General features: G+C 69.3%; 29 protein-coding genes and 1 other RNA gene. 19 read left to right on the top strand and 11 right to left on the bottom strand.

Annotation, left to right across the window (positions count from 1 at the left end):
• Nucleotides 1-201: 201 nt before the first annotated feature.
• From CVS47_RS08830 to CVS47_RS08800, 7 genes are read left to right on the top strand one after another with little or no spacing between them, the layout of a single operon-like run.
• Entirely contained in the window at nucleotides 202-1,350 is a 1,149-nt protein-coding gene (locus CVS47_RS08830) for a TadA family conjugal transfer-associated ATPase (protein ID WP_127095751.1), read from the top strand.
• Entirely contained in the window at nucleotides 1,347-2,204 is an 858-nt protein-coding gene (locus CVS47_RS08825) for a type II secretion system F family protein (protein WP_127097272.1), read from the top strand. Before CVS47_RS08830 ends, CVS47_RS08825 begins: the two co-directional genes overlap by 4 nt.
• Nucleotides 2,201-3,133 carry a type II secretion system F family protein gene (locus tag CVS47_RS08820; protein WP_241240082.1) on the top strand — a complete coding sequence of 311 codons (933 nt, stop codon included), beginning with the start codon at nucleotides 2,201-2,203 and terminating at the stop codon, nucleotides 3,131-3,133. The genes CVS47_RS08825 and CVS47_RS08820 overlap by 4 nt, the downstream gene beginning before the upstream one ends.
• 29 nt (nucleotides 3,134-3,162) lie before the next feature.
• Nucleotides 3,163-3,363, top strand: a complete 201-nt coding sequence (locus tag CVS47_RS08815) for a hypothetical protein (RefSeq protein WP_164734694.1) — start codon at nucleotides 3,163-3,165, stop codon at nucleotides 3,361-3,363.
• Nucleotides 3,364-3,366: 3 nt separating this feature from the next.
• The gene (locus CVS47_RS08810; RefSeq protein WP_378790525.1) at nucleotides 3,367-3,765 is read left to right on the top strand and encodes a TadE/TadG family type IV pilus assembly protein; all 399 of its coding nucleotides are present in this window, start codon (nucleotides 3,367-3,369) and stop codon (nucleotides 3,763-3,765) included.
• On the top strand, nucleotides 3,740-4,243 hold the full coding sequence (locus tag CVS47_RS08805; protein WP_241240081.1) for a TadE/TadG family type IV pilus assembly protein: 504 nt from the start codon (nucleotides 3,740-3,742) through the stop codon (nucleotides 4,241-4,243). Before CVS47_RS08810 ends, CVS47_RS08805 begins: the two co-directional genes overlap by 26 nt.
• Nucleotides 4,243-4,668, top strand: a complete 426-nt coding sequence (locus CVS47_RS08800) for a pilus assembly protein TadG-related protein (protein WP_127095750.1) — start codon at nucleotides 4,243-4,245, stop codon at nucleotides 4,666-4,668. The genes CVS47_RS08805 and CVS47_RS08800 overlap by 1 nt, the downstream gene beginning before the upstream one ends.
• Nucleotides 4,669-4,948: 280 nt before the next feature.
• On the opposite strand, the gene CVS47_RS08795 is transcribed toward CVS47_RS08800, so the two are convergent.
• Together CVS47_RS08795 and CVS47_RS08790 are read right to left on the bottom strand one after the other, a co-directional pair.
• The gene (locus CVS47_RS08795; protein WP_127095749.1) at nucleotides 4,949-6,112 is read right to left on the bottom strand and encodes a CU044_5270 family protein; all 1,164 of its coding nucleotides are present in this window, start codon (nucleotides 6,110-6,112) and stop codon (nucleotides 4,949-4,951) included.
• The gene (locus CVS47_RS08790) at nucleotides 6,075-6,665 is read right to left on the bottom strand and encodes an RNA polymerase sigma factor (RefSeq protein WP_241240337.1); all 591 of its coding nucleotides are present in this window, start codon (nucleotides 6,663-6,665) and stop codon (nucleotides 6,075-6,077) included. Before CVS47_RS08790 ends, CVS47_RS08795 begins: the two co-directional genes overlap by 38 nt.
• 212 nt (nucleotides 6,666-6,877) lie before the next feature.
• On the opposite strand from CVS47_RS08790, the gene CVS47_RS08785 reads away from it, so the two are divergent.
• Nucleotides 6,878-7,381, top strand: a complete 504-nt coding sequence (locus tag CVS47_RS08785) for a hypothetical protein (RefSeq protein WP_127095748.1) — start codon at nucleotides 6,878-6,880, stop codon at nucleotides 7,379-7,381.
• Between the two features lie 77 nt (nucleotides 7,382-7,458).
• Here the strand turns inward: CVS47_RS08785 and CVS47_RS08780 are convergent, their stop codons facing one another.
• The 4 genes from CVS47_RS08780 to CVS47_RS08765 all read right to left on the bottom strand — a co-directional run bounded on the left by CVS47_RS08780 (nucleotide 7,459) and on the right by CVS47_RS08765 (nucleotide 10,363).
• Nucleotides 7,459-7,935: a hypothetical protein gene (locus CVS47_RS08780; protein WP_127095747.1), complete on the bottom strand. Its 477-nt coding sequence runs from the start codon at nucleotides 7,933-7,935 to the stop codon at nucleotides 7,459-7,461.
• A gap of 31 nt (nucleotides 7,936-7,966) precedes the next feature.
• The gene (locus CVS47_RS08775; protein ID WP_127095746.1) at nucleotides 7,967-8,275 is read right to left on the bottom strand and encodes a hypothetical protein; all 309 of its coding nucleotides are present in this window, start codon (nucleotides 8,273-8,275) and stop codon (nucleotides 7,967-7,969) included.
• Between the two features lie 212 nt (nucleotides 8,276-8,487).
• On the bottom strand, nucleotides 8,488-8,868 hold the full coding sequence (locus tag CVS47_RS08770) for a hypothetical protein (RefSeq protein ID WP_127095745.1): 381 nt from the start codon (nucleotides 8,866-8,868) through the stop codon (nucleotides 8,488-8,490).
• 151 nt (nucleotides 8,869-9,019) lie between these two features.
• The gene (locus CVS47_RS08765) at nucleotides 9,020-10,363 is read right to left on the bottom strand and encodes an MFS transporter (protein WP_127095744.1); all 1,344 of its coding nucleotides are present in this window, start codon (nucleotides 10,361-10,363) and stop codon (nucleotides 9,020-9,022) included.
• On the opposite strand from CVS47_RS08765, the gene prfB reads away from it, so the two are divergent.
• From prfB to smpB, 4 genes are all read left to right on the top strand, one after another.
• Nucleotides 10,362-11,471, top strand: a complete 1,110-nt coding sequence (gene prfB / locus CVS47_RS08760) for a peptide chain release factor 2 (protein WP_127095743.1) — start codon at nucleotides 10,362-10,364, stop codon at nucleotides 11,469-11,471. The two genes, CVS47_RS08765 and prfB, sit on opposite strands and share 2 nt — an antisense overlap.
• Before the next feature lie 93 nt (nucleotides 11,472-11,564).
• Entirely contained in the window at nucleotides 11,565-12,608 is a 1,044-nt protein-coding gene (gene ftsE / locus CVS47_RS08755) for a cell division ATP-binding protein FtsE (protein WP_127095742.1), read from the top strand.
• Nucleotides 12,605-13,522: a permease-like cell division protein FtsX gene (gene ftsX, locus CVS47_RS08750; RefSeq protein ID WP_127095741.1), complete on the top strand. Its 918-nt coding sequence runs from the start codon at nucleotides 12,605-12,607 to the stop codon at nucleotides 13,520-13,522. Before ftsE ends, ftsX begins: the two co-directional genes overlap by 4 nt.
• A 92-nt stretch (nucleotides 13,523-13,614) precedes the next feature.
• A complete protein-coding gene (gene smpB, locus CVS47_RS08745) occupies nucleotides 13,615-14,091 on the top strand; it encodes an SsrA-binding protein SmpB (RefSeq protein ID WP_127095740.1) in 477 nt (158 codons plus the stop codon).
• A gap of 36 nt (nucleotides 14,092-14,127) precedes the next feature.
• Here smpB and CVS47_RS08740 read toward each other — a convergent pair whose 3' ends face one another.
• Entirely contained in the window at nucleotides 14,128-14,799 is a 672-nt protein-coding gene (locus CVS47_RS08740) for an SIMPL domain-containing protein (protein WP_127095739.1), read from the bottom strand.
• 21 nt (nucleotides 14,800-14,820) lie between these two features.
• A complete protein-coding gene (locus tag CVS47_RS08735; protein WP_127095738.1) occupies nucleotides 14,821-15,018 on the bottom strand; it encodes a hypothetical protein in 198 nt (65 codons plus the stop codon).
• Between the two features lie 135 nt (nucleotides 15,019-15,153).
• On the opposite strand from CVS47_RS08735, the gene CVS47_RS08730 reads away from it, so the two are divergent.
• The 5 genes from CVS47_RS08730 to CVS47_RS08710 all read left to right on the top strand — a co-directional run bounded on the left by CVS47_RS08730 (nucleotide 15,154) and on the right by CVS47_RS08710 (nucleotide 19,757).
• A complete protein-coding gene (locus tag CVS47_RS08730) occupies nucleotides 15,154-15,978 on the top strand; it encodes a DUF4397 domain-containing protein (RefSeq protein ID WP_127095737.1) in 825 nt (274 codons plus the stop codon).
• 117 nt (nucleotides 15,979-16,095) lie between these two features.
• The gene (locus tag CVS47_RS08725; RefSeq protein ID WP_241240080.1) at nucleotides 16,096-16,734 is read left to right on the top strand and encodes a class F sortase; all 639 of its coding nucleotides are present in this window, start codon (nucleotides 16,096-16,098) and stop codon (nucleotides 16,732-16,734) included.
• Between the two features lie 14 nt (nucleotides 16,735-16,748).
• Nucleotides 16,749-17,309, top strand: coding sequence for an RNA polymerase sigma factor (locus CVS47_RS08720; protein ID WP_127095736.1), 561 nt, complete (start codon nucleotides 16,749-16,751; stop codon nucleotides 17,307-17,309).
• Nucleotides 17,296-18,081 (top strand): anti-sigma factor, encoded by a 786-nt coding sequence (locus CVS47_RS08715; protein ID WP_127095735.1) that lies wholly within the window; start codon nucleotides 17,296-17,298, stop codon nucleotides 18,079-18,081. Before CVS47_RS08720 ends, CVS47_RS08715 begins: the two co-directional genes overlap by 14 nt.
• 143 nt (nucleotides 18,082-18,224) lie before the next feature.
• On the top strand, nucleotides 18,225-19,757 hold the full coding sequence (locus CVS47_RS08710; protein ID WP_127095734.1) for an SPFH domain-containing protein: 1,533 nt from the start codon (nucleotides 18,225-18,227) through the stop codon (nucleotides 19,755-19,757).
• Here CVS47_RS08710 and dacB read toward each other — a convergent pair.
• A complete protein-coding gene (gene dacB / locus CVS47_RS08705) occupies nucleotides 19,751-21,385 on the bottom strand; it encodes a D-alanyl-D-alanine carboxypeptidase/D-alanyl-D-alanine endopeptidase (protein WP_127095733.1) in 1,635 nt (544 codons plus the stop codon). The genes CVS47_RS08710 and dacB overlap by 7 nt on opposite strands.
• Nucleotides 21,386-21,638: 253 nt before the next feature.
• On the opposite strand from dacB, the gene ssrA reads away from it, so the two are divergent.
• Nucleotides 21,639-22,007: a transfer-messenger RNA gene (gene ssrA, locus CVS47_RS08700) on the top strand.
• A 153-nt stretch (nucleotides 22,008-22,160) separates the two neighbouring features.
• Here the strand turns inward: ssrA and CVS47_RS08695 are convergent.
• Nucleotides 22,161-22,526: a hypothetical protein gene (locus tag CVS47_RS08695; RefSeq protein WP_127095732.1), complete on the bottom strand. Its 366-nt coding sequence runs from the start codon at nucleotides 22,524-22,526 to the stop codon at nucleotides 22,161-22,163.
• Between the two features lie 208 nt (nucleotides 22,527-22,734).
• Between CVS47_RS08695 and CVS47_RS16770 the strand changes: the two genes are divergently transcribed.
• Complete coding sequence (locus CVS47_RS16770) at nucleotides 22,735-22,881, top strand: hypothetical protein (protein ID WP_164734623.1); 147 nt, start codon at nucleotides 22,735-22,737, stop codon at nucleotides 22,879-22,881.
• A gap of 150 nt (nucleotides 22,882-23,031) precedes the next feature.
• Here the strand turns inward: CVS47_RS16770 and CVS47_RS08690 are convergent, their stop codons facing one another.
• Entirely contained in the window at nucleotides 23,032-23,427 is a 396-nt protein-coding gene (locus CVS47_RS08690) for a VOC family protein (RefSeq protein ID WP_164734622.1), read from the bottom strand.
• Nucleotides 23,428-23,465 lie beyond the last annotated feature (38 nt).

The raw sequence follows: 23,465 nt of genomic DNA, 5'->3' as shown, positions 1-23,465 counted from the left end.
CTCTCCCGTCAGGTGAGCGAGCGGTGCTGGGCCGCTCGCGCCACACGGGCTGCCCGCGTTCCCTTCACCTGTCAGGGCTCGTCGCATCGTGCCGATGATTCCCCATGTCCGCGTCAGGTGGACAGGAGAGGGTGGATGCTGCGGCGCGGGCGCTGTGGATAACTCGCGCGGGGCGGTCGGCGGTCTTGCGAGGATGCACGGGTGAGTCCGGTCGCCAGCCCCGTCGCCGCGGTCGCCGAGCGCGTCCGCGAGCGGCTGAGGGCTGAGCAGACCGACCCGGCGCGGCATCCGGACGCGGCCGCGCTGATCGCCCGATCTGAGGTGCGGCGGCACAACGACTTCGCCCTCGCCCGCGGCCTGTCGCCCGTCGACGACGAGGCGTCGTGCGTGCGCGACGTGCTGGCCGCGGTGTCGGGGTACGGGCCGCTGCAGGCCTACCTCGACGATCCGACGGTCGAGGAGCTGTGGATCAACGCCCCCGACCGCATCTTCATCGCGCGAGGCGGGCGGTCGGAGCGTGTGCCGCTGTCGCTGAGCGACACCGCCGTCCGCGACGTCGTGGAGCGGATGCTGCACGCCACCGGTCGACGCGTCGACCTGAGCCAGCCCTTCGTCGATGCCTCCCTGCCCGACGGGTCGCGCCTGCACGTCGTCATCCCCGACATCACCCGGCGGCATTGGTCGGTGAACGTCCGGAAGTTCCTGCCCGCCTACCGCGACCTGGACACGCTCGAGGCGATCGGCTCGATCGCTCCGGAGGCCGCTGTGCACCTGCGCGCGGCCATGACGGAGGGGCGCAGCATCCTGGTGTCCGGAGCCACGCACGCGGGCAAGACGACCCTGCTGGCCGCCCTCATCGGCGCATGCCCGCCGGAGCACCGCGTCGTGACCGTGGAGGAGACCTTCGAGCTCGCCGTCGATGCGCCGGACCTCGTCGCGCTGCAGGGTCGGCAGCCCAGCCTCGAGGGGTCGGGCGAGGTCACGCTGCGTCGGCTCGTGAAGGAGGCTCTGCGCATGCGTCCCGACCGGCTCGTGGTGGGCGAGGTGCGCGACGCGGAGGCACTCGACCTCCTCCTCGCCCTCAACACCGGCGTGCCCGGTGCCGCGACCATCCACGCGAACTCCGCGCGCGACGCACTCTCGAAGCTCGCCGCTCTGCCGCTGCTCGCGGGCCGCAACATCGACGGGGGCTTCGTGCTGCCCGCGATCGCATCGTCGGTGCACCTCGTGGCGCACTGCGCGAAGGATGCCGGGGGTCGCCGCCGCGTCGTGGAGCTCGTCGCGCCCACCGGGCGTGTGGTGGCGGACGCCGTCGAGGCCCGCACGCTCTACCGGTGGGACGGCGCATGATCTTCGTCTGGGGCGCGACGCTCGCGGCCGGCCTGCTCCTCATCCTCTCCCCGTGGCTGTGGCCGGCCGGCGCGGTCGCCTCCCGCCCGGCGTCGACGGGTCGCATCGCGCGTCTGCTCGAGGGCGCAGGATACGGCCACCTGCCCGGGAAGACGCTGCCCGCTGCCTGCGCGGCGGGCGGGATCGTGGCCGGTGCGATCGTGTGGCTGGTGGTGCCCGTTCCGGCGCTCGCACTCGTCGCGGTCGTCATCGGCGCGCTGGCCCCGGTGGCGCTGCTGCGCGGCAGGGAGACCGGGCTGAGGCGCCGGCGTCGCGGCATGTGGCCGGACGTCTGCGATCTCTTGATCGCGTCCGTGCGCGCGGGCATGGCGCTCCCCGACGCCGTCGCGAGCCTGGCCGACTCGGGCCCGGTCGCCCTGCGTCCGGCGTTCGCGCAGTTCGGCCGTGATCTGGCGGCCTCAGGACACTTCGACTCGAGTGCCGAGCGCCTCAAGTCGACACTGGCCGATCCGGTCGCCGACCGGATCATCGAGACGCTGCGGATGGCCCGTCAGGTCGGGGGGACGGAGCTGACCGCGGTGCTGCGCGCGCTGTCGACGGCGGTGCGCGCCGATGTCGCGCTGCGCGCCGAAGTCGAGGCGCGGCAGTCGTGGATCCGGGGTGCGGCGATTCTGGGAGTCGTCGCGCCCTGGGTCATCCTCGGGATGCTGGCCCTCCGGCCGGAGGGCGCCAAGGCGTACGGCAGCGCCGAGGGCGTGGTGCTGATCGTGGCCGGCGCGCTCGTGTCGATCGTCGCCTTCCGCATCATGGTGCGGATCGGCCGCCTGCCGGAGCCGCGGCGGTGGTTCGGGTGAACCCACTCGCACTCACGCAGCTGGCCACCGCCGTCGTGCTCGGCGGCGCCTTCGGCGCGGGCGTCTGCCTGCTCATGTCGCTGACGCCGCGCTGGGGTGCGCCGAGCCTGTCGCGGCGGATCGCGCCGTACATCCGCGACGTGACCGATCCCCGCGGCACGACGGTGTGGGCTCCGCCGGCGCTGTCGGGTGGAGCGACCGCCTGGGCTGCGCTGCGGGTGCGCTTCGCGGAGATGCTCGGCGGTACGGAGGGCGTGAGCCGCCGGCTCCGACAGGCGGCGTGGTCGCCGGAGGTCGCCGCCTTCCGCGGCCGCCAGCTCGCGTGGGGAGTCGGCGGGGTGCTCGCGGGCGGCGGGCTGCTCGTCGGCCTCGCGCTCACCGGACGCTTCATCCCCGGCGCGGTGCTGCTGCCGCCCGTGCTCGGCCTCGCCGGCGTGGTCGGCTGCGATCTGTGGCTGACGCGCGCCGCCCGCCGGAGGACCGGCCGCGTCGAAGAGGAGCTGCCGACGGTGCTGGAGTTCCTGGCGCTCTGCCTGTCCGCCGGCGAGGGCCTGCTCGACTCCCTCCGGCGGGTCGGCACGGTCGGCGTCGGCGATCTGACGGCCGAGCTCCGCGCCGTCGTGCTGGCGGTCGGCACCGGTTCGAGCCTGCAGGATGCCCTGACCCGGCTGTCTTCGGATCTCCAGGTGCCCGCGCTGTCGCGCAGCATCGACCACCTGGTCGCCGCGATCGACCGCGGCGCGCCGCTCGCCCAGGTGCTGCAGGCGCAGGCCGGCGACGCCCGTGAGGACGCGCGCCGCATCCTCATCGAGCAGGCGGGCCGCAAGGAGATCGTCATGCTCATCCCTCTGGTCTTCCTGATCCTGCCGCTGAGCGTGCTGTTCGCGGTGTTCCCGGGTGTGTTCATGCTCCGGCTGGGTGTCGGATGACCGTCGTCGATCGAAAGGAGAACGTCATGATGCACGAACTGGGGACGCGCGCACTGGCGCGTGTGCGATCCGCCTGGGGGAGCACCTGGGAGGAGGATCGGGGCGACGTGCCGGGCTGGGTGCTCATCACGCTGATGACGGCCGGGCTGGTGGTCGTCATCTGGGCCCTGGCCGGACCGGCGCTCGCGGAGCTCTTCCAGCAGGCCATCGATCGGGTCTCCGGAATCTGACCGGTGCACCGTATCCGCGAGCTGCTGGGCGATGAGCGCGGGTCCAGTCCGGTCGAGTTCGTCCTCGTCGGGACCCTGCTCACCTTCCTCACCCTCGCCGTGCTGCAGCTCGCGCTGGCGATCTACGTCCGCAACGTCGTCCACTACGCCGCCGTTGAAGGCGCGTTCCATGCCGCATTGGCGGACACGTCGCTGGCGCAGGGGGCTGATCGCACCCGCGCCATCGTCACCCGCGCCGTCGGCGCCGAGTACGCCTCCGACATCACTGTGACGGAGACCGGAACAGGAGACCGGCCGGAAGTCGAGGTGACCGTGCGCACCACGCTGCCGCTCCTCGGTCTCCTCGGCGTGCCGCGCCTGCTGGAGGTGACCGCGCATGCGCCCGCAGAGTCGTTCGACTGATCGGACGGCACGGGCGCTCGCGGTGCTGCGACGCCGGCTCGACCTGACGAATGAGCGCGGCTCGGCGGCGCTGGAGTTCATCGTCGTCGGGATGCTGCTCCTCGTCCCCGTGGTCTACCTCATCATCTCGCTGGGTCTGATCCAGGGGCAGGCGCTCGGGGTGGAGGCCGCCGCCCGTCACATCGCGCGCACCGTCGCCGTGTCGACCGACGACGCGGACGCGCGGGACAAGGCCGCGCGGGTGCTCGACGCGGTGGTCGAGGAGTACGGTCTGGATCCGGCATCCGTCGACATCGCCTTCGACTGCCGCCCGGCGGGCACCCGCTGTCCTGACGCCGGCGCTACGGTCGTGGTCACCGTCTCCGCGCGGGTCTCGCTGCCGCTCGTGCCGCCCGTGCTCGGCCTCGAGCGTCTGGCGTCCGTCCCGGTCGACGCCTCGGCCGCGCAGAAGGTGTCGCGGTACTGGGGAACCGAGTGATGCGGCGCTGGACGGCCGCCGCGGAGGGCGAGGAGGGCAGCATCCTGATCCTGACGATCGGCTACTGCCTGCTCGCGCTGGTGGCGGTGCTGGTGTGCGTGAACGCGACGAGCCTGTACCTGGCGCAGAAGAGGCTCGATGCGCTGGCGGATGCGGCGGCTCTCGCGGGCGCGGACGGGTTCACCCTGGTCGTCACCGACGCCGATCCGCTCGCGGTGCTCACCGACGACGGTGTGGCGGACCAGGCGGGAGCGCTGGTCGCCGAGGTCGGGGGAGGAGCCGTGGTCGTCGCGGCCGGCACGCCGGACGGCACGTCGGCGCGGGTAACGGTCGCCGGGCGGTGGTACCCACCGGTGGTGTCGCTGTTCGTGCCCGACGGGCTCGCACTCGAGGCGACGGCGACGAGCCGCACCGCCTTGCGCTGACCGGCCTGACCCGAACCTGCGCGCGCGTCCGTGTGGCCGTTGCGACGAAGCATTTCGCTGTAGAGTCCTCCGCTTTGTGGCGTGCCGCTGCAATAAGCTTCAGACCCGCCCCAGCTAGTCGATAGCGAGGCGCTCTGTATGACGCGACACAATGTCGAGATTATGTCCGTTCCGGAATGCGATGAGCGAGGTGTCGCCGTCCTACGTTCCACGTCGTCATGCGTTAACCGACAGTAGGCGCGGCCTCAAACTCGGGCTTCCCAAATATGTTGCCGTCTCACTAGGGTGCAGAGTCTACGACGGTAGTGGTGACGGATGTCGATCGCGTCACGGCGCCTGCTGGCATGTCGGTGAAGGCTTTTAGGAGTACCTCTCGCTCGCCGATGAACTGGCCCGTGGTGGGATCGATGATGATGTCTTGGCGAAAGCCGCCGCGCGTCCCGTTGACGTCGTCATAGACGTAGGGCTCGGCGCGCCCGATGGCGATGCCAGTTGTCCCGTCGAGGGTTGCTTGCTGCTCGGTGATGGTGACTCCTGGGATCATTGCGGCGGCCTCGTAGAGGGCGGCCCGAAGATCGGCCGGCACGGTTCCCGTGCGAAGTCGGTCGGCGATCCATACAAGAGCTTCGCCATCGGGGGATTGCCCCTGACCCACTGTCAGGTCGTAGATCGTGCCGAGAAGCTGCTGCGGGTCGCGGGGAAGAGCGTCGTACCCTCGCACGGGCTCCGTCCCGATGTAGTAGCTGTCAATCGTCGACCCGCCACTGGTGAACGCGCCCCCGGGTAGCCGCTCGGTGCCACCAGGGAAAGTCTCGCTTTCTTGGGCGAGTGCTTCGGATCGTGGTCCGAAGGTCTCCACGACGGTCGGTGCATGACGCACCCACACCCATTCGTTGTCGCGGTTCGCCGGGATATACAGGTCCTCGCGTACGCCCTGCAGATACGACACCAAGTCCTCTTCCTTCGATTCACCGCCTTGGGCTTCGATCTTTGCTCGGTCGGCCTCGATGGACCCCGAGGTGCGGCCAACAGCGTTGGTCTGAATGAGCGAATACTGGCCTGGGCCCACGACGGGGTCGCTGACTTTCAAGGTTTCGATCGCGGCTGCCTTCATTACCGTCACTACTGAGGCGGGAACCATGACGTCAGCGGTGGCCGTCGGGACGGCGCTGGGCGCGGCCACGATCTGGTCGTTCCCGTTGTTGATGGTGTTCCCGCTCAGCACGTTCGGGGCGATAGCCAGTGCGATCGCTACGGCCGCAGCTGTCAGCAGCGACACTCCAAGCCATGTAGCGGTGCGCGTGCTGTGGCGGTGCGAGCTCGCTATGGGGTTGGCCGCACCATCGATGTGCGCGAGCAGGGCCTCCCGTCGGCGAGCGACGTCCTCCGGCGCCCTCTCCGGGATGTCATTCCGCACTTGGCGCAGGAGCGAGATCTCGTCCATGATGTGCTTCCTTCTCTGGGCGGTAAGCCGGGTCGATCGCGGCGCGGAGTTTTCGGCGGGCACGGTGTATGCGTGAGCGGACAGTGCCTATCGGGATGCTGAGCGCTTTGCTGATGCCCTCGTAGTCGAGGTCGCCAAAGGTGTGCAGCAGAAGGGCGTCGCGGTCACCTGCCGGAAGCCGCGCCAGTGTCGCTCCCATCTGTTGCGCAGTCGTTCCGGCGTCCAACCGGTCGTCGACAGCTTCGAACTGATCGCTGTCGACCCTGGCGAGGTCAGCGGCCAGCATCCCCCTCCATGCTTGGGCTTCCTGTCGAGCGAACTTGTGCATGAGCGTGGTCGCGATCCCAAGCAGCCAAGGGCGGGCGTCGTGCCCTACGAAGTCCGCACGGCGGGCGAAGGCCACCACGAATGTCTCGGAGGTGGTGTCGTCTGCTTGTGACGGACCGAGCCGGCGGGCCGCGTACCGGTAGACGCTGCGTTCATGCCGGTCATAGAGCTCCGCGAACGCCGCCCGCTCCGTGATGGATCGGGTCATGATCTGGCCGTCGTGCATGCTCACACTGGGTATTGTCCGATCCGGCCAGTTAAGTTCACGGCATTTTCTTCGTCTTGTCTGGGTCGCCCCGGTGCGACTTTCCGGCTCCGTCCCGACGAGGGTCGTGTCGCCGTCGAAAGTTGCTCGTAGTTGTGCGTGAACCGATCACAGGAAGGGACGGTGTGTCCCGAAGGTCGACGTCCCTGCCGGGCAGACTTCGGTCACGACCTTTGGTCGCAACCGTTCACAACATCGGGACTATCGTCTCGAACATGGATGTGTCGGGAACGAGCTCGAAGGTAGAAGACAGCGGCGAGGACGCAGTCATCTACGACTACGACGAGCTGCTCGAGAAGGGCGACGAAGTCGTTCTCGATCCAGCCATGGCTGCGCGCTTCGACCCGACAATCGTCGCCGCCATGAGGGGGTACAAGGCCCTCCGAGTTTTCTTCTCGGCTCCCCAAGCCGCGGGAAGCTTGTGGGACTACGGCGAAGACGATTTAGCCGAGCGGGTTCTGAAGCTCTCCGAAGAAGAGCTGGGGCTGATTCATGGCATCGCGGCAACATTCCGTAACCCCGCCTACGCCCTTCCGATGGGAAGCCAGCGGGTGACCGTGAATCATGTAACAGCCTTCGCGGCACTTGCCTTCCTCGATGGAGAACTGCGGCCACTCGCCCGAACGCGACGACGACCGCAGAGGCTGCGTCCCGACTTCTCAAGCCGTAGCCGTTAGTGTCGTCGTCTTAAGTTGCACGTCGTTGTTCGTCAACCGACAGCACCTCCAGGGCCGAACTGAGATCTGAGCTGTGCTCAAGCGATGAAGGCATAAAGGGCGAACAGCGCGACGGCGACCGCCATGAGGGCTACGGGACCCGGAGCCGCCCTTCGTCTTGCGGCTCGCACCGCATGTTCTTGACCCAGCGACAAGATCGCACCGGCATCGAACATGTGGTCGACCGTCCACCTTCTCCGAGCAAGTAGAGCCGTGGCAACCGTCGCTAGGAGCAGGGAGCCAACAACCACCGACACGGCCAGGATGTCAGGGTGAAACGGCGGGCAGGCGCGAGCCCACTCGAAGTAGCTCAAGACAGCGCAGATCGCCATACCTATGCCCATGGTGTGCGAAGACCATTTCGGGGCAGCGCCGGCTAGGCGGCCGTTCAAACCGCCCTGCGCGCGGTTGAAGTCCGTCATGAATTCGAAGATCCATCGTCCAAGGCACAGCACCACGAGGGCGACTCCGCCGAGAAGACCGAGCAGGAGCCATCGGCCCTCGCATCCACTCATGCAGCCTTCATACCAGGCGCCTCCTGCGTGACTAGGAGAACCGCTCGGCGGCGATCACCCACCGTGCGATGGCGAGTCGTTCGACCGCAGCGGCTCGCTGCAGGCAAAAGCCGGATGCTGCGGTGAGGACCGCCGTGACGATAGGGGTCAAAGCCATCAGCAATATCGGCCCGCCGGTGAGGGCAATCAGGAGCGGAACGCCAACACTGATGCCGGCGCAGATCAGAAGGATGCGCTGAGCCCGAATCAGACGACGAACGCCGGGAAGTGCCGCGGCGTAGGTGGCGAAGTCGTGTCGCTCCCACGCTGGCTTTACGCGCTGATTGTCGCAGAGGTGCAAGATGAAGCCGTGACCGATTCGGATGAGGGCACGAGTGCGACAGCTCAGATGTGCGGCGGGTTTGCTCTGGGCATTGTATTCGTTCTCCTCGGACTGCTTCCAGGACTCCTAGGTGGCTGGACGACCACCTCAGTCGTCCTCGTCATCGGCGGACTCATCCTGTTGCTAATCCAGGGCACCTGGACAGCTGTGCGGCGGCGGCGTCGGGTGCATCAACCGGCAGCGGGCCCCCAGGCGGGTATGACGTCGACGCGGTCTCGCCACACCCCTTTGCCCTGACGGGCGGGTTTCAGGATCCGCACCCGGTGGATGAGCGGGCGCAGCAGGTTGCGCTTCTCGATGACGGTGAGGTCATCCCACAGCTCGGTCAAGCGGATAGCGAGCTCGCGTGGGTCGACCTCGACGGCGGGCGCAGGACCGGCATGCCGGCGCCGTTCCACCAGCCCGGCTAGATCGGCGTCGAGCTGCGCCACCGCGGCCTCGTAGGCTGCGTCAGGCATCCCGCTTCCTGACCAGCGCACCGTCACGCGACCGAGCCGAGCCTTCAGGTCGCTGATCTTCCTGTCAAGGGTGACGACGTTGTCGAGCTGCACGACGCGGCGCTGCCGCTGCGCGGCGATCGCGGGGAGGTGGTACCCACCAGTGGTGTCGCTGTTCGTGCCCGACGGGCTCGCACTCGAGGCGACGGCGACGAGCCGGACCGCCCTGCGCTGACCGGCGGACGCATATCCGCGCGCGCGGCGGTCAGTCCGGCGTCGCGCGCGGCACGAAGCGCGGAACCCACCGCAAGAATGCGCCGGCGCCCAGCAGCCCGAGCACGCCGACGGCCCCGGTCGCGATGGCGAGCGATGACACGGCGGCGATCCCCGAGACGAGCAGCGGCGCGACCGCCCCGCCGGCGTCGGTCAGCGTCCGCCACGAGCCGAGGAACGGCGCCGGGTCGGCGGGTGGAGCGACGTCGGCGCCGAGGGTCAGCAGGATGCCGCTCGACAGGCCGTTGCCGACGCCGAGCACGGCGGCGAAGAGCGCGAACCACATCGCCGACGACGCGAGGTCGTGGGTGAAGGCCAGGGCGATGAAGCCGGCGCTCATCAGCAGCATCGCCGGGAGGGCGGCCCACAGGCGGCCGAACCGGTCCATCACCTGTCCGCTGGCGTAGAAGAGGGCGAAATCGATCGCCCCCGAGACGCCCACGACGAGCGCGATCGTCTGGGCGTCGAGCCCGATCGACACGCCCCACAGCGGCAGCACCACCTGGCGCGTCGAGCGGATGGCCGACAGGGATGCCGCGGCCAGCCCCAGTCGCGACAGCACCCGCCGGTGACGCCACATCGTCCGGAACACGCCGACGCGCTCGACGGTCGGGATCGACCCGGTCACCGCCTCGCCGCTGTCGTCCGGCAAGCCGGCGCGGCGGGAGGACTCGGTGGCCGTGCGCGGACCGGAGGCCGCAGCATCCGGAATCGCGCCGGTTGTCAGCGGCGGCTGCTTCTCCGGGTCCGGACCGAGGAGCACGAGCAGGATCGTCGCGATGAGACAGGCGGCGAAGAACCACACCGCCGCGTGCTCGTCGCCGAACACCGCCAGCAGCGCGGCGGCGATGAAGGGCCCCACGAACATGCCGAGGCGGAACGATCCGCCCAGCAGTGACAGCGCCCGCGCGCGGAATGCGAGCGGCACACGGGTCGTCATGAAGGAGTGGCGCGCCAGCCCGAACGCCGCGGCGCAGAAGCCGATGACGAAGATGGATGCCGCGAACACGCCCAGACTCGGGGCGAGCAGCAGCCCGGCCAAGCCGACGAGGGCGACGGATCCGGCGATCACCATGGTGATCCGCTCGCCGACGCGCGCCACGGCGTAGCCCGCGGGGAGGTTGCCGACGAGCTGCCCGACGACGAGCGCCGAGGCGATGAGGGCGGCGGTCGCGACATCCGCGCCGAGCCGCGAGGCGATCACCGGGATGAGGGGGATGACCGCACCCTCGCCGAGCGCGAAGAGCACGGTGGGCCCGTAGACCATGGGCCCGAACCGCAGGAGGATCGTTCCGGCGCGGTCTGTCACCGCATCCACGTTAGTCTGGACTGTCATGCTCGATCTCGATCTTTCCGCCGACATCCAGGCCGTCCGCTCCACCTTCGCCGACATCAAGGCGGTGGTGGATGTCGACGCGCTCGCCGCGGAGATCGCCCGCCTCAGCGAGGAGGCCGGCGCCCCCGACCTGTGGGACGACACCGACAAGGCGCAGAAGGTCACGAGCGCGCTGAGCCACCGTCAGTCCGAGCTCGCGCGCATCACCGCCATCGAGCGGCGCCTCGACGACCTCGACGTGCTCATCGAGCTCGCGATGGAGATGGACGACCAGGACTCCGCCGACGAGGCCCGCAAGGAGCTCGCCGAGGTCACCGAGTCCGTCAGCCAGCTCGAGGTGCAGACGCTCCTCGACGGCGAGTACGACGACCGCTCGGCGGTCGTGACGATCCGCTCCGGCGCCGGCGGCGACGACGCCACCGATTTCGCCGAGATGCTCATGCGCATGTACCTGCGGTGGGCCGAGCGTCACAAGTACCCCGTGAAGGTCATGGACACCTCGTTCGCGGAGGGCGCCGGCATCAAGTCCGCGACCTTCGAGATCGACGCCCCCTACGCCTACGGCACCCTGTCGGTCGAGGCCGGCACGCACCGCCTCGCGCGCATCAGCCCGTTCGGCTCCGCCGACAAGCGCCAGACGAGCTTTGCCGCCGTCGAGGTCATCCCCGTCATGGAGGAGGCCGTCGAGGTCGAGGTGCCCGAGGGCGACATCCGCGTCGACGTGTTCCGCTCGTCCGGCCCCGGCGGCCAGTCGGTCAACACCACCGACTCCGCCGTGCGCATCACCCACCTCCCCACGGGGATCGTCGTGTCGATGCAGAACGAGAAGTCGCAGATCCAGAACCGCGCCGCCGCGATGCGCGTGCTCCAGACGCGCCTGCTCATCCTGCAGCGCGAGCAGGAGGCGGCGAAGAAGAAGGAGCTGGCCGGCACGATCACGGCGAGCTGGGGCGATCAGATGCGCTCCTACTTCCTCTACGGCCAGCAGCTCGTCAAGGACCTGCGCACCGGCTACGAGGTCGGCAACCCCGCCTCGGTCTTCGACGGCGACCTCGACGGCCTCATCGCCGCGGGCATCCGCTGGCGCAAGCGTCCCGACGAGGACTGACCCGGTCGCGACGGCGCGCCGAGAGGGCGGGATGCCACGACTGCGGGTGTCGCTCGGGGTGCACCGCGGGGCCGCGCTTAGGCTCTCAGAGCCATGATCAGGTTCGAGAACGTCACGAAGCGCTATCGCGGCACCTCCCGCCCCGCCCTGAGCGAGGTCGACTTCGAGGTGCTCCGGGGCGAGTTCGTCTTCCTCGTCGGCGCGTCCGGCTCCGGCAAGTCCTCCTGCCTGCGGATGATCCTCCGCGAGGAGACGCCGAGCGACGGACGCGTGGTCGTGCTCGGCCGCGACATGCGCTCCCTCTCCAACCGCAAGGTGCCCTATTTCCGCCGTCACATCGGCGCGGTCTTCCAGGACTTCCGCCTGCTGCCGAACAAGACCGTGTTCCAGAACGTGGCCTTCACGCTGCAGGTCATCGGGTCCTCGAGCGGCTTCATCCGCCAGGCCGTGCCCGAGGTGCTCGCGCTCGTCGGACTCGACGGCAAGGAGAAGCGGTTCCCGCACGAGCTCTCCGGCGGCGAGCAGCAGCGCGTCGCCATCGCCCGCGCGCTGGCCAACCGCCCGCAGGTGCTCCTCGCCGACGAGCCGACCGGAAACCTCGACCCCGGCACATCCGTCGACATCATGCAGCTGCTCGCGCGCATCAACGCCAACGGCACGACGGTGGTCATGGCCACGCACGAGGCCGGCTTCGTCGACCAGATGCAGCGCCGCGTCATCGAGCTCAGCGACGGCGTGCTCGTCCGCGACGAGCGCCGCGGCGGCTACGGCGACACGTCCGGCCTGCCGAGCCTCGCCCCGGAGCCCGAGAAGGGCGCCGCGGCCATCGCCGCCCTCACCGCCGTGCTCGAGGTCGCCCGCGAGGTCGACGCCGGCCACCTGGAGCCCGCCGCCGTCGATGCGGCCGTCGTCGCCGCCGAGGAGGCCGTCGGCACGGTGCTCCACGAAGCAGGGGCAGCGGATGCCGCGGCCCAGGCCACCGCTCTGGAGGCCGCTCTTGCGCGCACCGACGCGCCGACCACGCAGTCCCTTCCGGTCATCGATGCCGCGGAACTCGACGTCACCGAGCTGGGGGTCGCCGATCGGCTGGGCCTCGGCGAAGACGAACCCGAAGAAGAAGTGGGGCCGACCTCGTGAGGTTCCGTCTGATCCTGGGCGAGGCGCTGTCCGGCCTGCGCCGCAACGCGTCGATGGTGATCTCGATCATCCTCGTGACGTTCGTCTCGCTCACCTTCGTGGGCGCCGCCATCCTCATGCAGATGCAGATCGGCACGATGCGCGACTACTGGGCCGATCGCGCCCAGGTGACGGTGTACATGTGCGCGCCGGTCTCGACCGCGGCGACGTGCACCACCGGCGAGGCCGCGACGCAGGAGCAGGTCGACGAGGTGCAGGCCAAGCTCGACAGCGCGGCCATCGCGCCGCTCATCCGCGACTCGCGCTTCGAGACGCAGGAGGAGGCGTACAACAACGCCCTCCAGCTGTTCCCCGAGGACTACGCGGACGTGCTCTCGCCGGAGCAGTTCAACGAGTCGTACTCGATCAACCTGGTCGACCAGCGGCAGTCGGACGTCATCATCGAGGCGTTCGCGGGTCAGGCCGGTGTCGAGGAGGTGAAGGACCAGCTCCAATACCTCGAACCGCTGTTCTCCGGTCTCACCGTCGCCACCTACATCGCGGTGGGGATCGCCGGCCTCATGCTCGTCGCGGCCGTCCTCCTCATCGCCACGACGATCCGCCTGTCGGCTTTCGCGCGACGACGGGAGATCGGCATCATGCGCCTGGTCGGGGCATCCAATCGGTTCATCCAGACCCCGTTCATCCTCGAGGGCGTGTTCGCGGCCTTCATCGGCTCGGTGCTCGCGTCGGGGGCGGTCGTGGCGATCGTGCACTTCGGGGTGAACCAGTATCTGCGGGAGCGGATCGACTTCGTCACCACGTGGATAGGCATGAGCGACGCCTGGGTCGTCATACCGGTGATCATCGTGATCGGCGTGGTGCTGGCGGCGATCTCGGCCGGATTCGCCATCCGCCGCTGGCTGCGGGCGTGACGTCTTCGCCCGGAGCGCGCACCCGCTGATAGACTGATGGGCTGCCGCGCGCTCGCGCGGCGTCATCGCAACAGCTCACGGAACGGTACGACATGCCCAGGGAACGCGGCGAGAAGGTCATCGCGACCAACCGTCGCGCGCGCCACGAGTACAACATCGAGAAGTCGTACGAGGCGGGATTGGTGCTGACCGGCACCGAGGTCAAGTCGCTGCGGCAGGGCCGCGCGAACCTGTCGGACGGGTACGCCTACATCGACGGAGGGCAGGCCTTCCTCGACGCCGTGCACATCCCGGAGTACTCGCAGGGCCACTGGACGAACCACTCCACCAAGCGCACCCGCAAGCTCCTCCTGCACAAGGAGGAGATCATCAAGCTCTCCCACGCGGTGTCGGCCGGCGGCTACACGCTGATCCCGCTGAAGCTGTACTTCTCCGACGGGCGCGCCAAGGTCGAGATCGCCATCGCCAAGGGCAAGCACGAGTGGGACAAGCGCCAGACGTTGCGCGAGCGCCAGGACAAGCGCGAGGCCGAGCGCGCGATGCGCTCCAAGAACCGCCTGGGCGAGTAGCGCGTCTGCGCTTCGCCGACGAGCCCACCGCCGCGGTCAGGCGGCCGTGAAGCGGGCTTCGACCGCCGCGGTCAGGGTGATCTCCTCGGGCTGGAACTGCATCGCCGGGCCCGACGACGCGTCCATCGCCCCGAAGGCGGCGCGCATCATCTTCGGTGACGCGGGCATGCCCGGCGCATCGCCGTGGCCCAGCAGCCCGACGTCGGCGATCTCGACGGGGGTGACCGTCTCGCGACCGATCGCCCGGGCATAGGCGGTGGCGCGGGCGACCGCCACCTGGACGGCCTCGGTCGCGACCTCCTGCTCGCGAGCGGCGCGGGTGGCCGGCGTGAGGACCCATTCCACGCCGCCGACCTGCACGCCGTCGCGCTCGGCGACGTCGGAGAGCCACGTCGACAGCGCCGCCACATCGGAGAACGTCGCGGAGATGTCGATCGTGGCGTAGTGCACGAGGGCGAGCCGGGTGCCCTCCGCGTTCCACGGGCGGTCCGACCAGACGGCGGCGCGGCCGCTCGACCACTCCACGATCGTGCCGGCGGCCAGGCGCGACGCGAGGTCGTCGCGGAGGGGGAGTGCGAGGACGGAGATCCGCTCGAGGACGGGAGCGCGCTCCGGCCCCTCATCGCGCACGGTGATGCGGGCGATGCCCTGCTCGGGCGCGATGCGGGTCTCGTGCTCGCCGCGGACGGTGATCGTGACGTCGGCCATACCGCGCACTCTACGCGGTGGTCAGCGACGCGGCCGGCGGAAGAACCAGAGGATCACACCGGCGACGATGCCCAGCGACAGCCCCATGGCGATGCCGAAGCCGATGCCGATTGCGGGGAAGATCATCCCGATGAGGATGCCGATGACCGGACCCGCGACCACCCCGCCGATGACGTAGCGGTCGAGTCCGGCATCCGATGTCTCTTCGGGCTCTGTCATGATCCGACCCTATCGAGAAGGCATCGGCTGACGGGCTCCGGAACTTTTCTCCTGCAGGTGCATCCAGGCGGCGACATCCGCCGGAACAACTCCACAACACGGGCGGACCCCCCGCCCCCCGTCAAGGAGGAAATCGTGCGCAAGACTCTCACCGCCGGACTCGCAGCCGGCATCGTGCTGGCCGCCGGCGTCGCCCTGCCCGCCAACGCCATCTCGTCGTCCTCTGCAGACCTGTCGGTCCTGCACGCCATCCCCGGCCTCACCGTCGACGTCTACGTGGACGGCGCCCTCACCCTCGACGACTTCACGCCCGGCACCCTGGCCGGCCCGCTCGACGTGCCCGCCGGCGAGCACGTGGTCGCCGTCACCGCCGCCGACGCAGCCGACGCCAGCGCACCGCTGCTCGGCCCCGTCACGCTGAACCTGGCCGCTGACACCAGCTACACCGCCGTGGCGAACCTCGACGCCTCGGGCAACCCCGCCCTCAACGCGTTCACGAACGACATCAGCGCGACCAAGGCCGGCGAAGGTCGTCTGACCGTCCGCCACACGGCTGCGGCTCCCGCCGTCGACATCCTCGCGGGCGGCTCGCCGGTCGTGCAGATGCTCGAGAACCCGAACGAGGCGACGCTGAACCTGCCCGCCGGGACGGTCTCGGCCGCCGTCGCGCTGGCCGGAACCACCGACCCGGTGATCGGCCCGGCAGACGTCGCCATCAAGGACGGCACCCTGACCGTCGTCTACGCGTGGGGCAGCGCCGCTGACGGCAACCTCGCCCTCGCTGTGCAGGAGGTTCCGACGGCCCACTCGAACCCGGGTGGCGTGCCCTCCGGCACGGCCGGTTACGCCGCGCAGCGGGACGCCCAGAACCAGGCTCTCTGGCTGACGGGCTCCGCGCTCGTCGTTGCGGCCGGTGTCGCCACGACGGTGCTGGTGCGCCGCCGCCGCGTCGAGTCCTGATCGTGCGGTCGCGGGCCGCGTCCCCCAGCGCGGCCCGCGACCTGCAACGTCCACAGAGTTCGGCCGCGGATCACGTGCTCAGGTGATCCGCGGCCGGCATCCCACCCGAGGTATCCGGTGAAACGCTTCCTTCCTGTCGTCCTGGCCGCCCTTCTGCTGGCGGGCTGCTCCACGCCGGCGCCCCCGGCGACGGCGCCGGTCGAGACGGCCGCCCCGACTCCGACCCCGTCGCCCACGCCGACCGTTCGTCCCACGGCGACGGTGGATGTGCCGCGGACCGCCGCCACGGCGGCCCCGGTCGCAGCATCCGATCCGCCGGCCGGCGTGGCCATCGAGGCCCTGGGCATCGACGTCCCGATCGTTCCCGTCGGCGTCGACGGCACGGGCTTCATGGAGATCCCCGAGGACCCCGCGATCGGTGGCTGGTACCGCTTCGGCCCCGAGCCGAGCACGGGTGCTGGCAATACGGTCATCGCGGCCCACATCGACTCGCCCGATTACCCGATCGGCCCCTTCGCATCGCTGCGGGATGCTCCCGAAGGAGCCGAGGTGCGTGTGACGTCCGCCGCCGGCGTCGAGTCGCGCTGGGCGGTGGAGACGGTGACGTACTACGCCAAGACCGACCTCGACACCGACATGCTCTTCGCGCGCACCGGCCCGGCCTCTCTGGTGCTGGTGACGTGCGGGGGAGAGTTCGATGCGTCCACCGGCCACTACCGCGATAACGTCGTCCTGGTCGCGACGCCGATGTCGTGATCGGAGGCGAGCCCATGGATGACGCAGCCGGGGACGCCGAGTCGGCCCTCGACGCGCGGTTCCGTGCCGGTGACGAGCGGGCGCTGGCGGAGATCTACCGGCGCTGGTCGCCGGTCGTGTACACCTTCGCGATACGGTCGCTCGGCGATCGCAGCGATGCCGAGGACGCCACGCAGAAGACCTTCGTGTCGGCGTGGACGTCGCGTTCGTCGTTCGATCCCGCGAAGGCGAAGCTGTCGACGTGGCTGATCGCCATCGCGAAGCGGCGCATCGCCGACACGCACGAGGCGCGTGCCCGCATCCGGGCCCTGCACGAGGAGCTTCAGCGCACCGCCCTGGTCGATGAGGTCCACGGTCCGGAGATCGACCTCGGCGAGACGATACTGGTCGCAGGGGAGCTCGAGCGTCTGGAGCCGGACGCGCAGCGCGTCATGCGCCTGGCCTTCTTCGACGATCTCACGCACCAGGAGATCTCCGACCGCCTGCAGATGCCGCTCGGAACGGTGAAGAGCCATATCCGCCGAAGTCTGCTTCGCCTGAAGACACGTCTGGAGGTGACCCATGTCGCATCTTGAATCCGAGATCCTCGCCCTCATGGCGATGGGCGAGCCGGTCGCGTCGCCCGAGGACCGCGCGCACATCGACGACTGCTCCGGCTGCCGCGAGGAGCTCTCGCGCCTGCGCCATGCCGTGGACGTGGGGCGCGCGACCATCGACGTGGGGGAGCTCGACACGCCGGCTCCGGTCGTCTGGACGCGCATCGCCGACGAGCTGCAGCTGAGTGAGGACGTACGGGCGGATGCTGCGCCCGCCGCTTCCGCGACGGCCGAGCCCGCGGGACGGCCCGAGTCGGCTCCGGCCCGGACGGCCGACACCGTGACGCGACGGTCGCGCCGTGCCGGCGGACGGCGCCCGGCGTTCCGCGCCCCGTGGATGCTGGCCGCCGCGGTCGTGCTCGTCCTGGGTGTCGGCGGCGGCACGTGGGCCGTGGTGCGTCAGCTCGCCCCGACGCCGGTCGCGCAGGCCGCGCTGGACGCGTTCCCCGACCACCCCGGTGCCAGCGGCACCGCGGTCGTGGACCGCGACAGCGACGGCGCCGACACGGTCACCGTCACGCTGAACGTCCCCGACGATCCGAGCGGCTACCGCGAGGTGTGGCTCATCACCGCCGACGCGACGGCACTGGTCAGTCTCGGGGTGCTCGACGGCGACGAGGGCACCTTCCCCATCCCGTCCGGCGTCGATCTCGACCGGTACGTGCTCGTGGACATCTCCGACGAGCCGGTGGACGGCGATCCCACGCACTCGGGCGACTCCATCGTGAGAGGACAGCTCAGCTTCGGCTGACGGCGGGGCGGCTCGGCTTCACCGTCCGTGCGCGGACGATTCGGCTTCGGGCGACGCCACAAGGAGGCGAACCTCATCGCGAACGCATAGGTTCGATATATCGGCTCGCATCCGGCGGCGCCCCCATCAGGAGACACCACCCCATGGACCTGTTCGCCCTCATCGGCATCGGCGTCGCCGTCGCTGTCGTCCTGCTGATCCTGCTGATCGGCTTCATCCTGTTCCGCGCCTGGTACCAGGTGCCCAAGGCCGACGAGGCCATCGTGATCGTCGGCAAGAAGGCCCGCGACAGCACCGAGGGCGAAGCCAACAAAATGACCGTCATCAGCGGTCGCGGCGCGTTCGTGAACAAGCTCACGCAGCGCTCCGACAAGGTCTCGCTCCGCTCGCGCCAGATCAAGTTCGAGCCGACCGCGCAGACCATCAACGGGGTGACGATCGACCTGACAGGTGTGGCCCTGGTCAAGATCGGCTCGACGCCCGACCAGGTCCGCCGGGCGGCGGAGCGCTTCGCCTCTCAGGACGAGGCGATCGTCATCTTCACCACGGAGCAGCTGGAGGGCGCGCTCCGCGGCGTCGTCGCCAAGCTGACGGTGGAGCAGGTCATGCAGGACCGCCAGAAGCTCAGCGACGAGATCGCCGAGGGGATCTCGGGCGACCTGCTGGCGCAGGGCCTGGTGCTCGACTCCTTCGCGATCCAGGGGATCACCGACAAGAACAACTACATCTCCGCGCTCGGCGCCAAGGAGGTCCAGCGCGTGAAGCGCGAGGCCGACGTGGCCGAGATCGACGCGCTCCGCGAGGTCAAGAAGCGCCAGCTGGCCGCCGACGAGGCCAACCTCATCGAGCAGACCGCGCTCGACAAGAACAGCGCTGCAGCGAAGTCCGAGGTCGGTCGCGCGAACGCCCAGGCCGAGCAGGCCGAGAACCTCGCCCGTGCCGAGGCCGAGCAGGGCGTCCTGCTGCAGGAGGCCAACAACACCCAGGCGCGACTGGACGCCGAGGTGAAGAAGGTCGCCGACGCCGACAAGTACAAGCAGCAGACCTCCGCCGACGCCGACAAGTACCGCCAGCAGTCGGCCACGGACGCCGAGACCTACAAGCGTCAGAAGAGCGCCGAGGCCGATCGCAAGGTCGCCCAGGAGCGCGCCGACGCCGAGGCGTACGCCGTGAACGCCCAGGCCAAGGCGCGGGAGGCGTCGGCATCGGCCGAGGCCGCCGCCGTGCGGGTCCAGGCGGAGGCCGAGGCCACCGCCGTCCGGCTGAAGGCCGAAGCCGAAGCCGAGTCGGTCCGCCTGCGGGGTAATGCGGCCGCCGAGGCCATCGCCGCTGAGGCGGAGGCGCTGCGCGCCAACCAGGATGCGATCCTCGCCCGCGAGGTCATCGGCCAGCTGCCGCAGCTCATGGCGGAGTTCGCCAAGGGTTACGAGAAGGTCGGAAGCATCACCCTCGTCGGCGGCGACACCGCCGCGACCCATCTGGCCCGCGAGCAGTCCTCCAGCCTCACCGCCACGTTCGACAGCGTGCGTGCGGCGACCGGTCTCGACCTCGGCGCCATCATCCAGGGTCAGGCGGTCGGTCGCGGGATCGCAGAGGGCGCCGCCTCGTCGAACGCTTCGGCCCCGGCGACGGGTTCGTCGTCGAGTGAGGGCGCGCCCGCGGCATCCGCTCAGTAGGCCTGCTGGATGGCCGCCGCGACGGCTCCCACGTCGTCGTTGGCGGCCAGCACGCCCTGGATTCCGTCGACGAATCCCTGGTTGACGATGATCACGAAGGCCAGGCGCCGGCCGGACTCCGCCTCCATGACGCCGCCGAGCGCCTTCGTGTTGAGTCTCGTCCGGCCGTTCATGAGGTCGCCGCCGACGAGCGTGCCCGTCTTGGCGAACACCTTGTCTGCCGCGGGGGAGTCGGCCTGCACGCTCGCGAGGGACCCGTCCACGCCGAGGATGGGCATCGTGCTCTTCCACTGGTCGGCGTCGGAACGGGCGGCCATGACGCGCTGGAGCTCGACCCCGTTGGCGGCCGTGATGTAGTTGCCGGCGAGACCGGACCCGTCGACGAGCGAGGCGCCGTCGCTGTCGAGTCCGGCATCGGCCCAGAGCTGCCCCGCGACACCGAGTCCGTCCTCGCAGTCCTTCTTGCCGGCATCCACCGCGAGGAGGCAGATGAGCGTCTGCGCGCCGCGGTTGTAGCTGATCTTCATGACGTACGTGGCCTCTTCTGAGAGGGGGAGCGACACCAGCTGAGCGACCTCCGGCAGGGCGTCGACCGTCGTCGCCGCGGGCAGCGTCGACGAGTCGTTGATCGCGAGCGGGTCGGCTGCGACGGAGACGCCGGCGCGTCCGAGCGCCTCGATGAAGGCGGTGCGCGCGAAGGTCGACGGGTCGCGCAGCAGGAATGTCTTGAGCTGCGGCTCGGACCCGGCCGCGACCGAGCCGTTCACGACGATCTGCCCCGGAGCGCCCGCGACGGGGTCATCGACCTTCGCGTCGGCACCGGCGGCGACGGTCGTGACGTTGCTGACGATCTGCCACGGGGCGACGGCGGGCGTCAGTTCCACCGTGGCCGGCGCTCCGGGCTGTCCCGGTGTGATGAGCACGTCGAGGATGTTCTGGTTGACGATGATCGGCGTGATCGGCTCGCCGGCGAGTTGACCCTGGAACAGCCGGTCGTCGACGGTGACGCCACCGGTGACCGAGGTGATGCCCGATGCCCTCACCTGCGCCGCGAGATCGTCGAGGCCGGTGAGCGGATCCTCCGGCGTCAGCGTCGCCCCGGGGACGGGGTTGGCGTCGTTGTGGTCGAAGTTTGCGAAGTCAACGGTGCCGTCGGCCTTCGTGCGACCGCCCAAGGTCAGGTCGCCCTTGCCGACGAGCACGAGGTCGCCGGCCAGCACGCCCCCGGTGACCTCGCCGGTGCGCTTGACCGGTGTGGTGACGGTGTGGTCCGGCCCCCACCGCAGCCAGGCGGCTCCCACGCTGTAGCTCTTGGTGAACGACGCGGGTTCGGCCATGACGTCGCCGGCGAGATCGATCAGGGTGCTGCCGGTCTCGAGGTCGGAGACCGAGATGTGCCAGGCGGCGTTCACGTACTCCGGCTTCTCCATCACCTGCACGGCGGCATCGGGCAGATCGCTCGTCGCGGGCACACCGCTCTGCACGCCGGTCTCGGCGGTGCCGCCGAAGCATGACGTCATGAGGGTTGCCGAGACCATGAGGGCGAGCACGGTGGCGGCCCGCCGCACCGGCCGTCCGCGGGTGAGAGCATACGAGGCGGCGGAGGCGGAAGACGGATGCGCGGCCATGGTGACTCCTCGGGGGCGCCGCCGTGTGCGGTCGACGACGCGATCAGTTGCACTCTTGCGGATGCCGCGGGGGAGGCGCCAGGGATCTAGGTCGCGTGTGGTCGGGGGAGGGCGGCTGGACGCGGTACGGGACGGGTCGAGCGACGGCGGAATTCCTTCAGGCCGCGATCCGTTGTATCCTGATGTGCTCGGAGTAACTCCTCCGAACGACAACTCCACAGCGTGACAGTGGCTCCTTCGCCAGAAGGCTCACGGGGATGATCGGTTTCGACATCACCTGCGAATCTGCGAGAAGCGGGCCGAGGATGCAGGGTTATCTCGTTAACGATCTCTGCAAAACAATAAGTGCCAATGCTAAGCGCACTGAGTTCGCCCTCGCTGCATAAGCGAGCCTGAACTCCGTCGGACCGTAGGTGTTCCCGCTACGGATTCCGGCGTCATCTAGGGGACTTGCTGCGTGACGGCGTCTGGACGTCACGCGGGACTCTTCCCAGACTGGGCTTGTCGACTTGGATGCCTGTGGCAAATGTCGGAGCCGAGCAGAACGCTTTCACAGGCTGCGCCCGGAGAAAACGCAGAGACCCAGTGATGGACGGGGGTTCGATTCCCCCCATCTCCACAAACCACTGTCACCAGGAAGGGGCCCGAGAGCCGCGTGAAGACGCGGGTCTCGGGCCCTTTTCGTGGACGTCGACGCGAGTCCACCAGTCATGTGCCGACACGTCGGCCACACGTGCCGGCGATCGACCACGATCAGCCCCCCCAGCGTCTGCCTTCAGTCGCGATAGTCGTCCCAGGCGGATGCGTCCCCGCTCGCGCCGAAGTCCTCGGCGGACACCGTCTGGGCAATCGACGACGACGCGCCGTGGGCTCGTAGGTCTCGGGCCTTTGCGCGGAGCGATCCGACGAGGGAGTCGTCCACCAACTCCTCCGCCGAGGAATCCTCAGCGTCAGCGATCAATTGACTCGCGGGCCCGACCAGCAGCTCCGACTTTCCGATGCTGCCATCGTCCTCGACGGTCGGGATCTCGATGGTCGCCGACGTGTCGGCGACGGCGAGTGCTTGGGCGTAGGCAAGGAGAGCGTGAGCGATCTCTGAGCCCGTCAATATCGAACTGCCGGCATACGTGATTCGGTGCATACCTGATCGAAACTCTGGCCCGCCTCCGATGACAAACCCCTTTTTTGCCGCCCGCAGGATCAGGCAGTGGGAGGGGTCACTTCATCGGAGCAATGCCCTGTCCCTGCGAGGGCGGCAGGTATGAATTCGATCACATGGGCGGTTCGGCGGCGGCCGACGTGTAGCGTCAGGCCCACAGGGTCACCGTGGCTCTCAGAGGAGCACGACCATGGGTGAGAAGTCCACACGCAAAGAAGGCGGCAAGACGGCGCCGAGCAAGACTCTCAAAGAGAAGCGCACCGCGAAGGCCGATAAGAAGGCCGCGAGCAGCCGCTCCGAGAACACCGACGCGGTGACCCGGGTGAAGAACCGCTAGGTCAGCGGCGCACGGGCAGCCCCGAACCGGAGACGGTCCTCTCACACTCCATGCCGCTGCCGGCTCAACGAGCCGGCAGCGGCACTTCGACGAAACGGGTCGAGGTGTCACTTTCGCAGGTGGGAAGCCGCCGGCCCGACGGTGCCGCGATCACGCGTTCGACGGCTTCTTCTGTTCGATTCCGAGCACGTTCGCATCGGGATCCATGATCCAGGCAACCCACGCGTCCCCTGCATCTGCGACCCCGTCGGTCGTCTTGATCTCGTCGGTGTCATACTCCTGCGGCTCGATGCCCCGCGAGCGCAACCAGGCGACGGCGGCACGAACGTCATCCACTCGCCACGAGGCCTGCGTCTGTTCGTCCTTCGTACCTGTGGTGCTGAGTGACAGCTTCAGCCGGGTCCCGCCGCAGCGGAACGACAAGGTCGTGTCGTTCCCCTCGATGAGAGCCAGTTCCAAGCCTTCGCTGTAGAACTTTCGGGCTCGGTCCAGATCCTTCACCAGCAAGATCACATCGATCGGATATCCACCCAGCACGTGATCCACCTCCCTTGTCATCTGTTCCTCAGGTCGCGCGTCCTTGT

Source organism: Microbacterium lemovicicum, assembly GCF_003991875.1.
Lineage (GTDB): Bacteria > Actinomycetota > Actinomycetes > Actinomycetales > Microbacteriaceae > Microbacterium > Microbacterium lemovicicum.
The sequence above is the reverse complement of the archived record's forward strand: the minus strand, read 5'-3'. Positions and strand labels throughout refer to the sequence as shown.

Excerpts from the sequence above, each read along its gene's own strand:
- CVS47_RS08825 (WP_127097272.1), top strand. The coding sequence starts at position 1,347 with ATGATCTTCGTCTGGGGCGCGACGCTCGCGGCCGGCCTGCTCCTCATC.
- CVS47_RS08815 (WP_164734694.1), top strand. The coding sequence starts at position 3,163 with ATGCACGAACTGGGGACGCGCGCACTGGCGCGTGTGCGATCCGCCTGG.
- CVS47_RS08805 (WP_241240081.1), top strand. The coding sequence starts at position 3,740 with ATGCGCCCGCAGAGTCGTTCGACTGATCGGACGGCACGGGCGCTCGCG.
- CVS47_RS08800 (WP_127095750.1), top strand. The coding sequence starts at position 4,243 with ATGCGGCGCTGGACGGCCGCCGCGGAGGGCGAGGAGGGCAGCATCCTG.
- CVS47_RS08795 (WP_127095749.1), bottom strand. The coding sequence starts at position 6,112 with ATGGACGAGATCTCGCTCCTGCGCCAAGTGCGGAATGACATCCCGGAG.
- CVS47_RS08790 (WP_241240337.1), bottom strand. The coding sequence starts at position 6,665 with ATGCACGACGGCCAGATCATGACCCGATCCATCACGGAGCGGGCGGCG.
- CVS47_RS08780 (WP_127095747.1), bottom strand. The coding sequence starts at position 7,935 with ATGAGTGGATGCGAGGGCCGATGGCTCCTGCTCGGTCTTCTCGGCGGA.
- prfB (WP_127095743.1), top strand. The coding sequence starts at position 10,362 with ATGCTCGATCTCGATCTTTCCGCCGACATCCAGGCCGTCCGCTCCACC.
- CVS47_RS08765 (WP_127095744.1), bottom strand. The coding sequence starts at position 10,363 with ATGACAGTCCAGACTAACGTGGATGCGGTGACAGACCGCGCCGGAACG.
- ftsE (WP_127095742.1), top strand. The coding sequence starts at position 11,565 with ATGATCAGGTTCGAGAACGTCACGAAGCGCTATCGCGGCACCTCCCGC.
- smpB (WP_127095740.1), top strand. The coding sequence starts at position 13,615 with ATGCCCAGGGAACGCGGCGAGAAGGTCATCGCGACCAACCGTCGCGCG.
- CVS47_RS08740 (WP_127095739.1), bottom strand. The coding sequence starts at position 14,799 with ATGGCCGACGTCACGATCACCGTCCGCGGCGAGCACGAGACCCGCATC.
- CVS47_RS08735 (WP_127095738.1), bottom strand. The coding sequence starts at position 15,018 with ATGACAGAGCCCGAAGAGACATCGGATGCCGGACTCGACCGCTACGTC.
- CVS47_RS08720 (WP_127095736.1), top strand. The coding sequence starts at position 16,749 with ATGGATGACGCAGCCGGGGACGCCGAGTCGGCCCTCGACGCGCGGTTC.
- CVS47_RS08715 (WP_127095735.1), top strand. The coding sequence starts at position 17,296 with ATGTCGCATCTTGAATCCGAGATCCTCGCCCTCATGGCGATGGGCGAG.
- CVS47_RS08710 (WP_127095734.1), top strand. The coding sequence starts at position 18,225 with ATGGACCTGTTCGCCCTCATCGGCATCGGCGTCGCCGTCGCTGTCGTC.
- dacB (WP_127095733.1), bottom strand. The coding sequence starts at position 21,385 with ATGGCCGCGCATCCGTCTTCCGCCTCCGCCGCCTCGTATGCTCTCACC.
- CVS47_RS08695 (WP_127095732.1), bottom strand. The coding sequence starts at position 22,526 with ATGCACCGAATCACGTATGCCGGCAGTTCGATATTGACGGGCTCAGAG.
- CVS47_RS16770 (WP_164734623.1), top strand. The coding sequence starts at position 22,735 with ATGGGTGAGAAGTCCACACGCAAAGAAGGCGGCAAGACGGCGCCGAGC.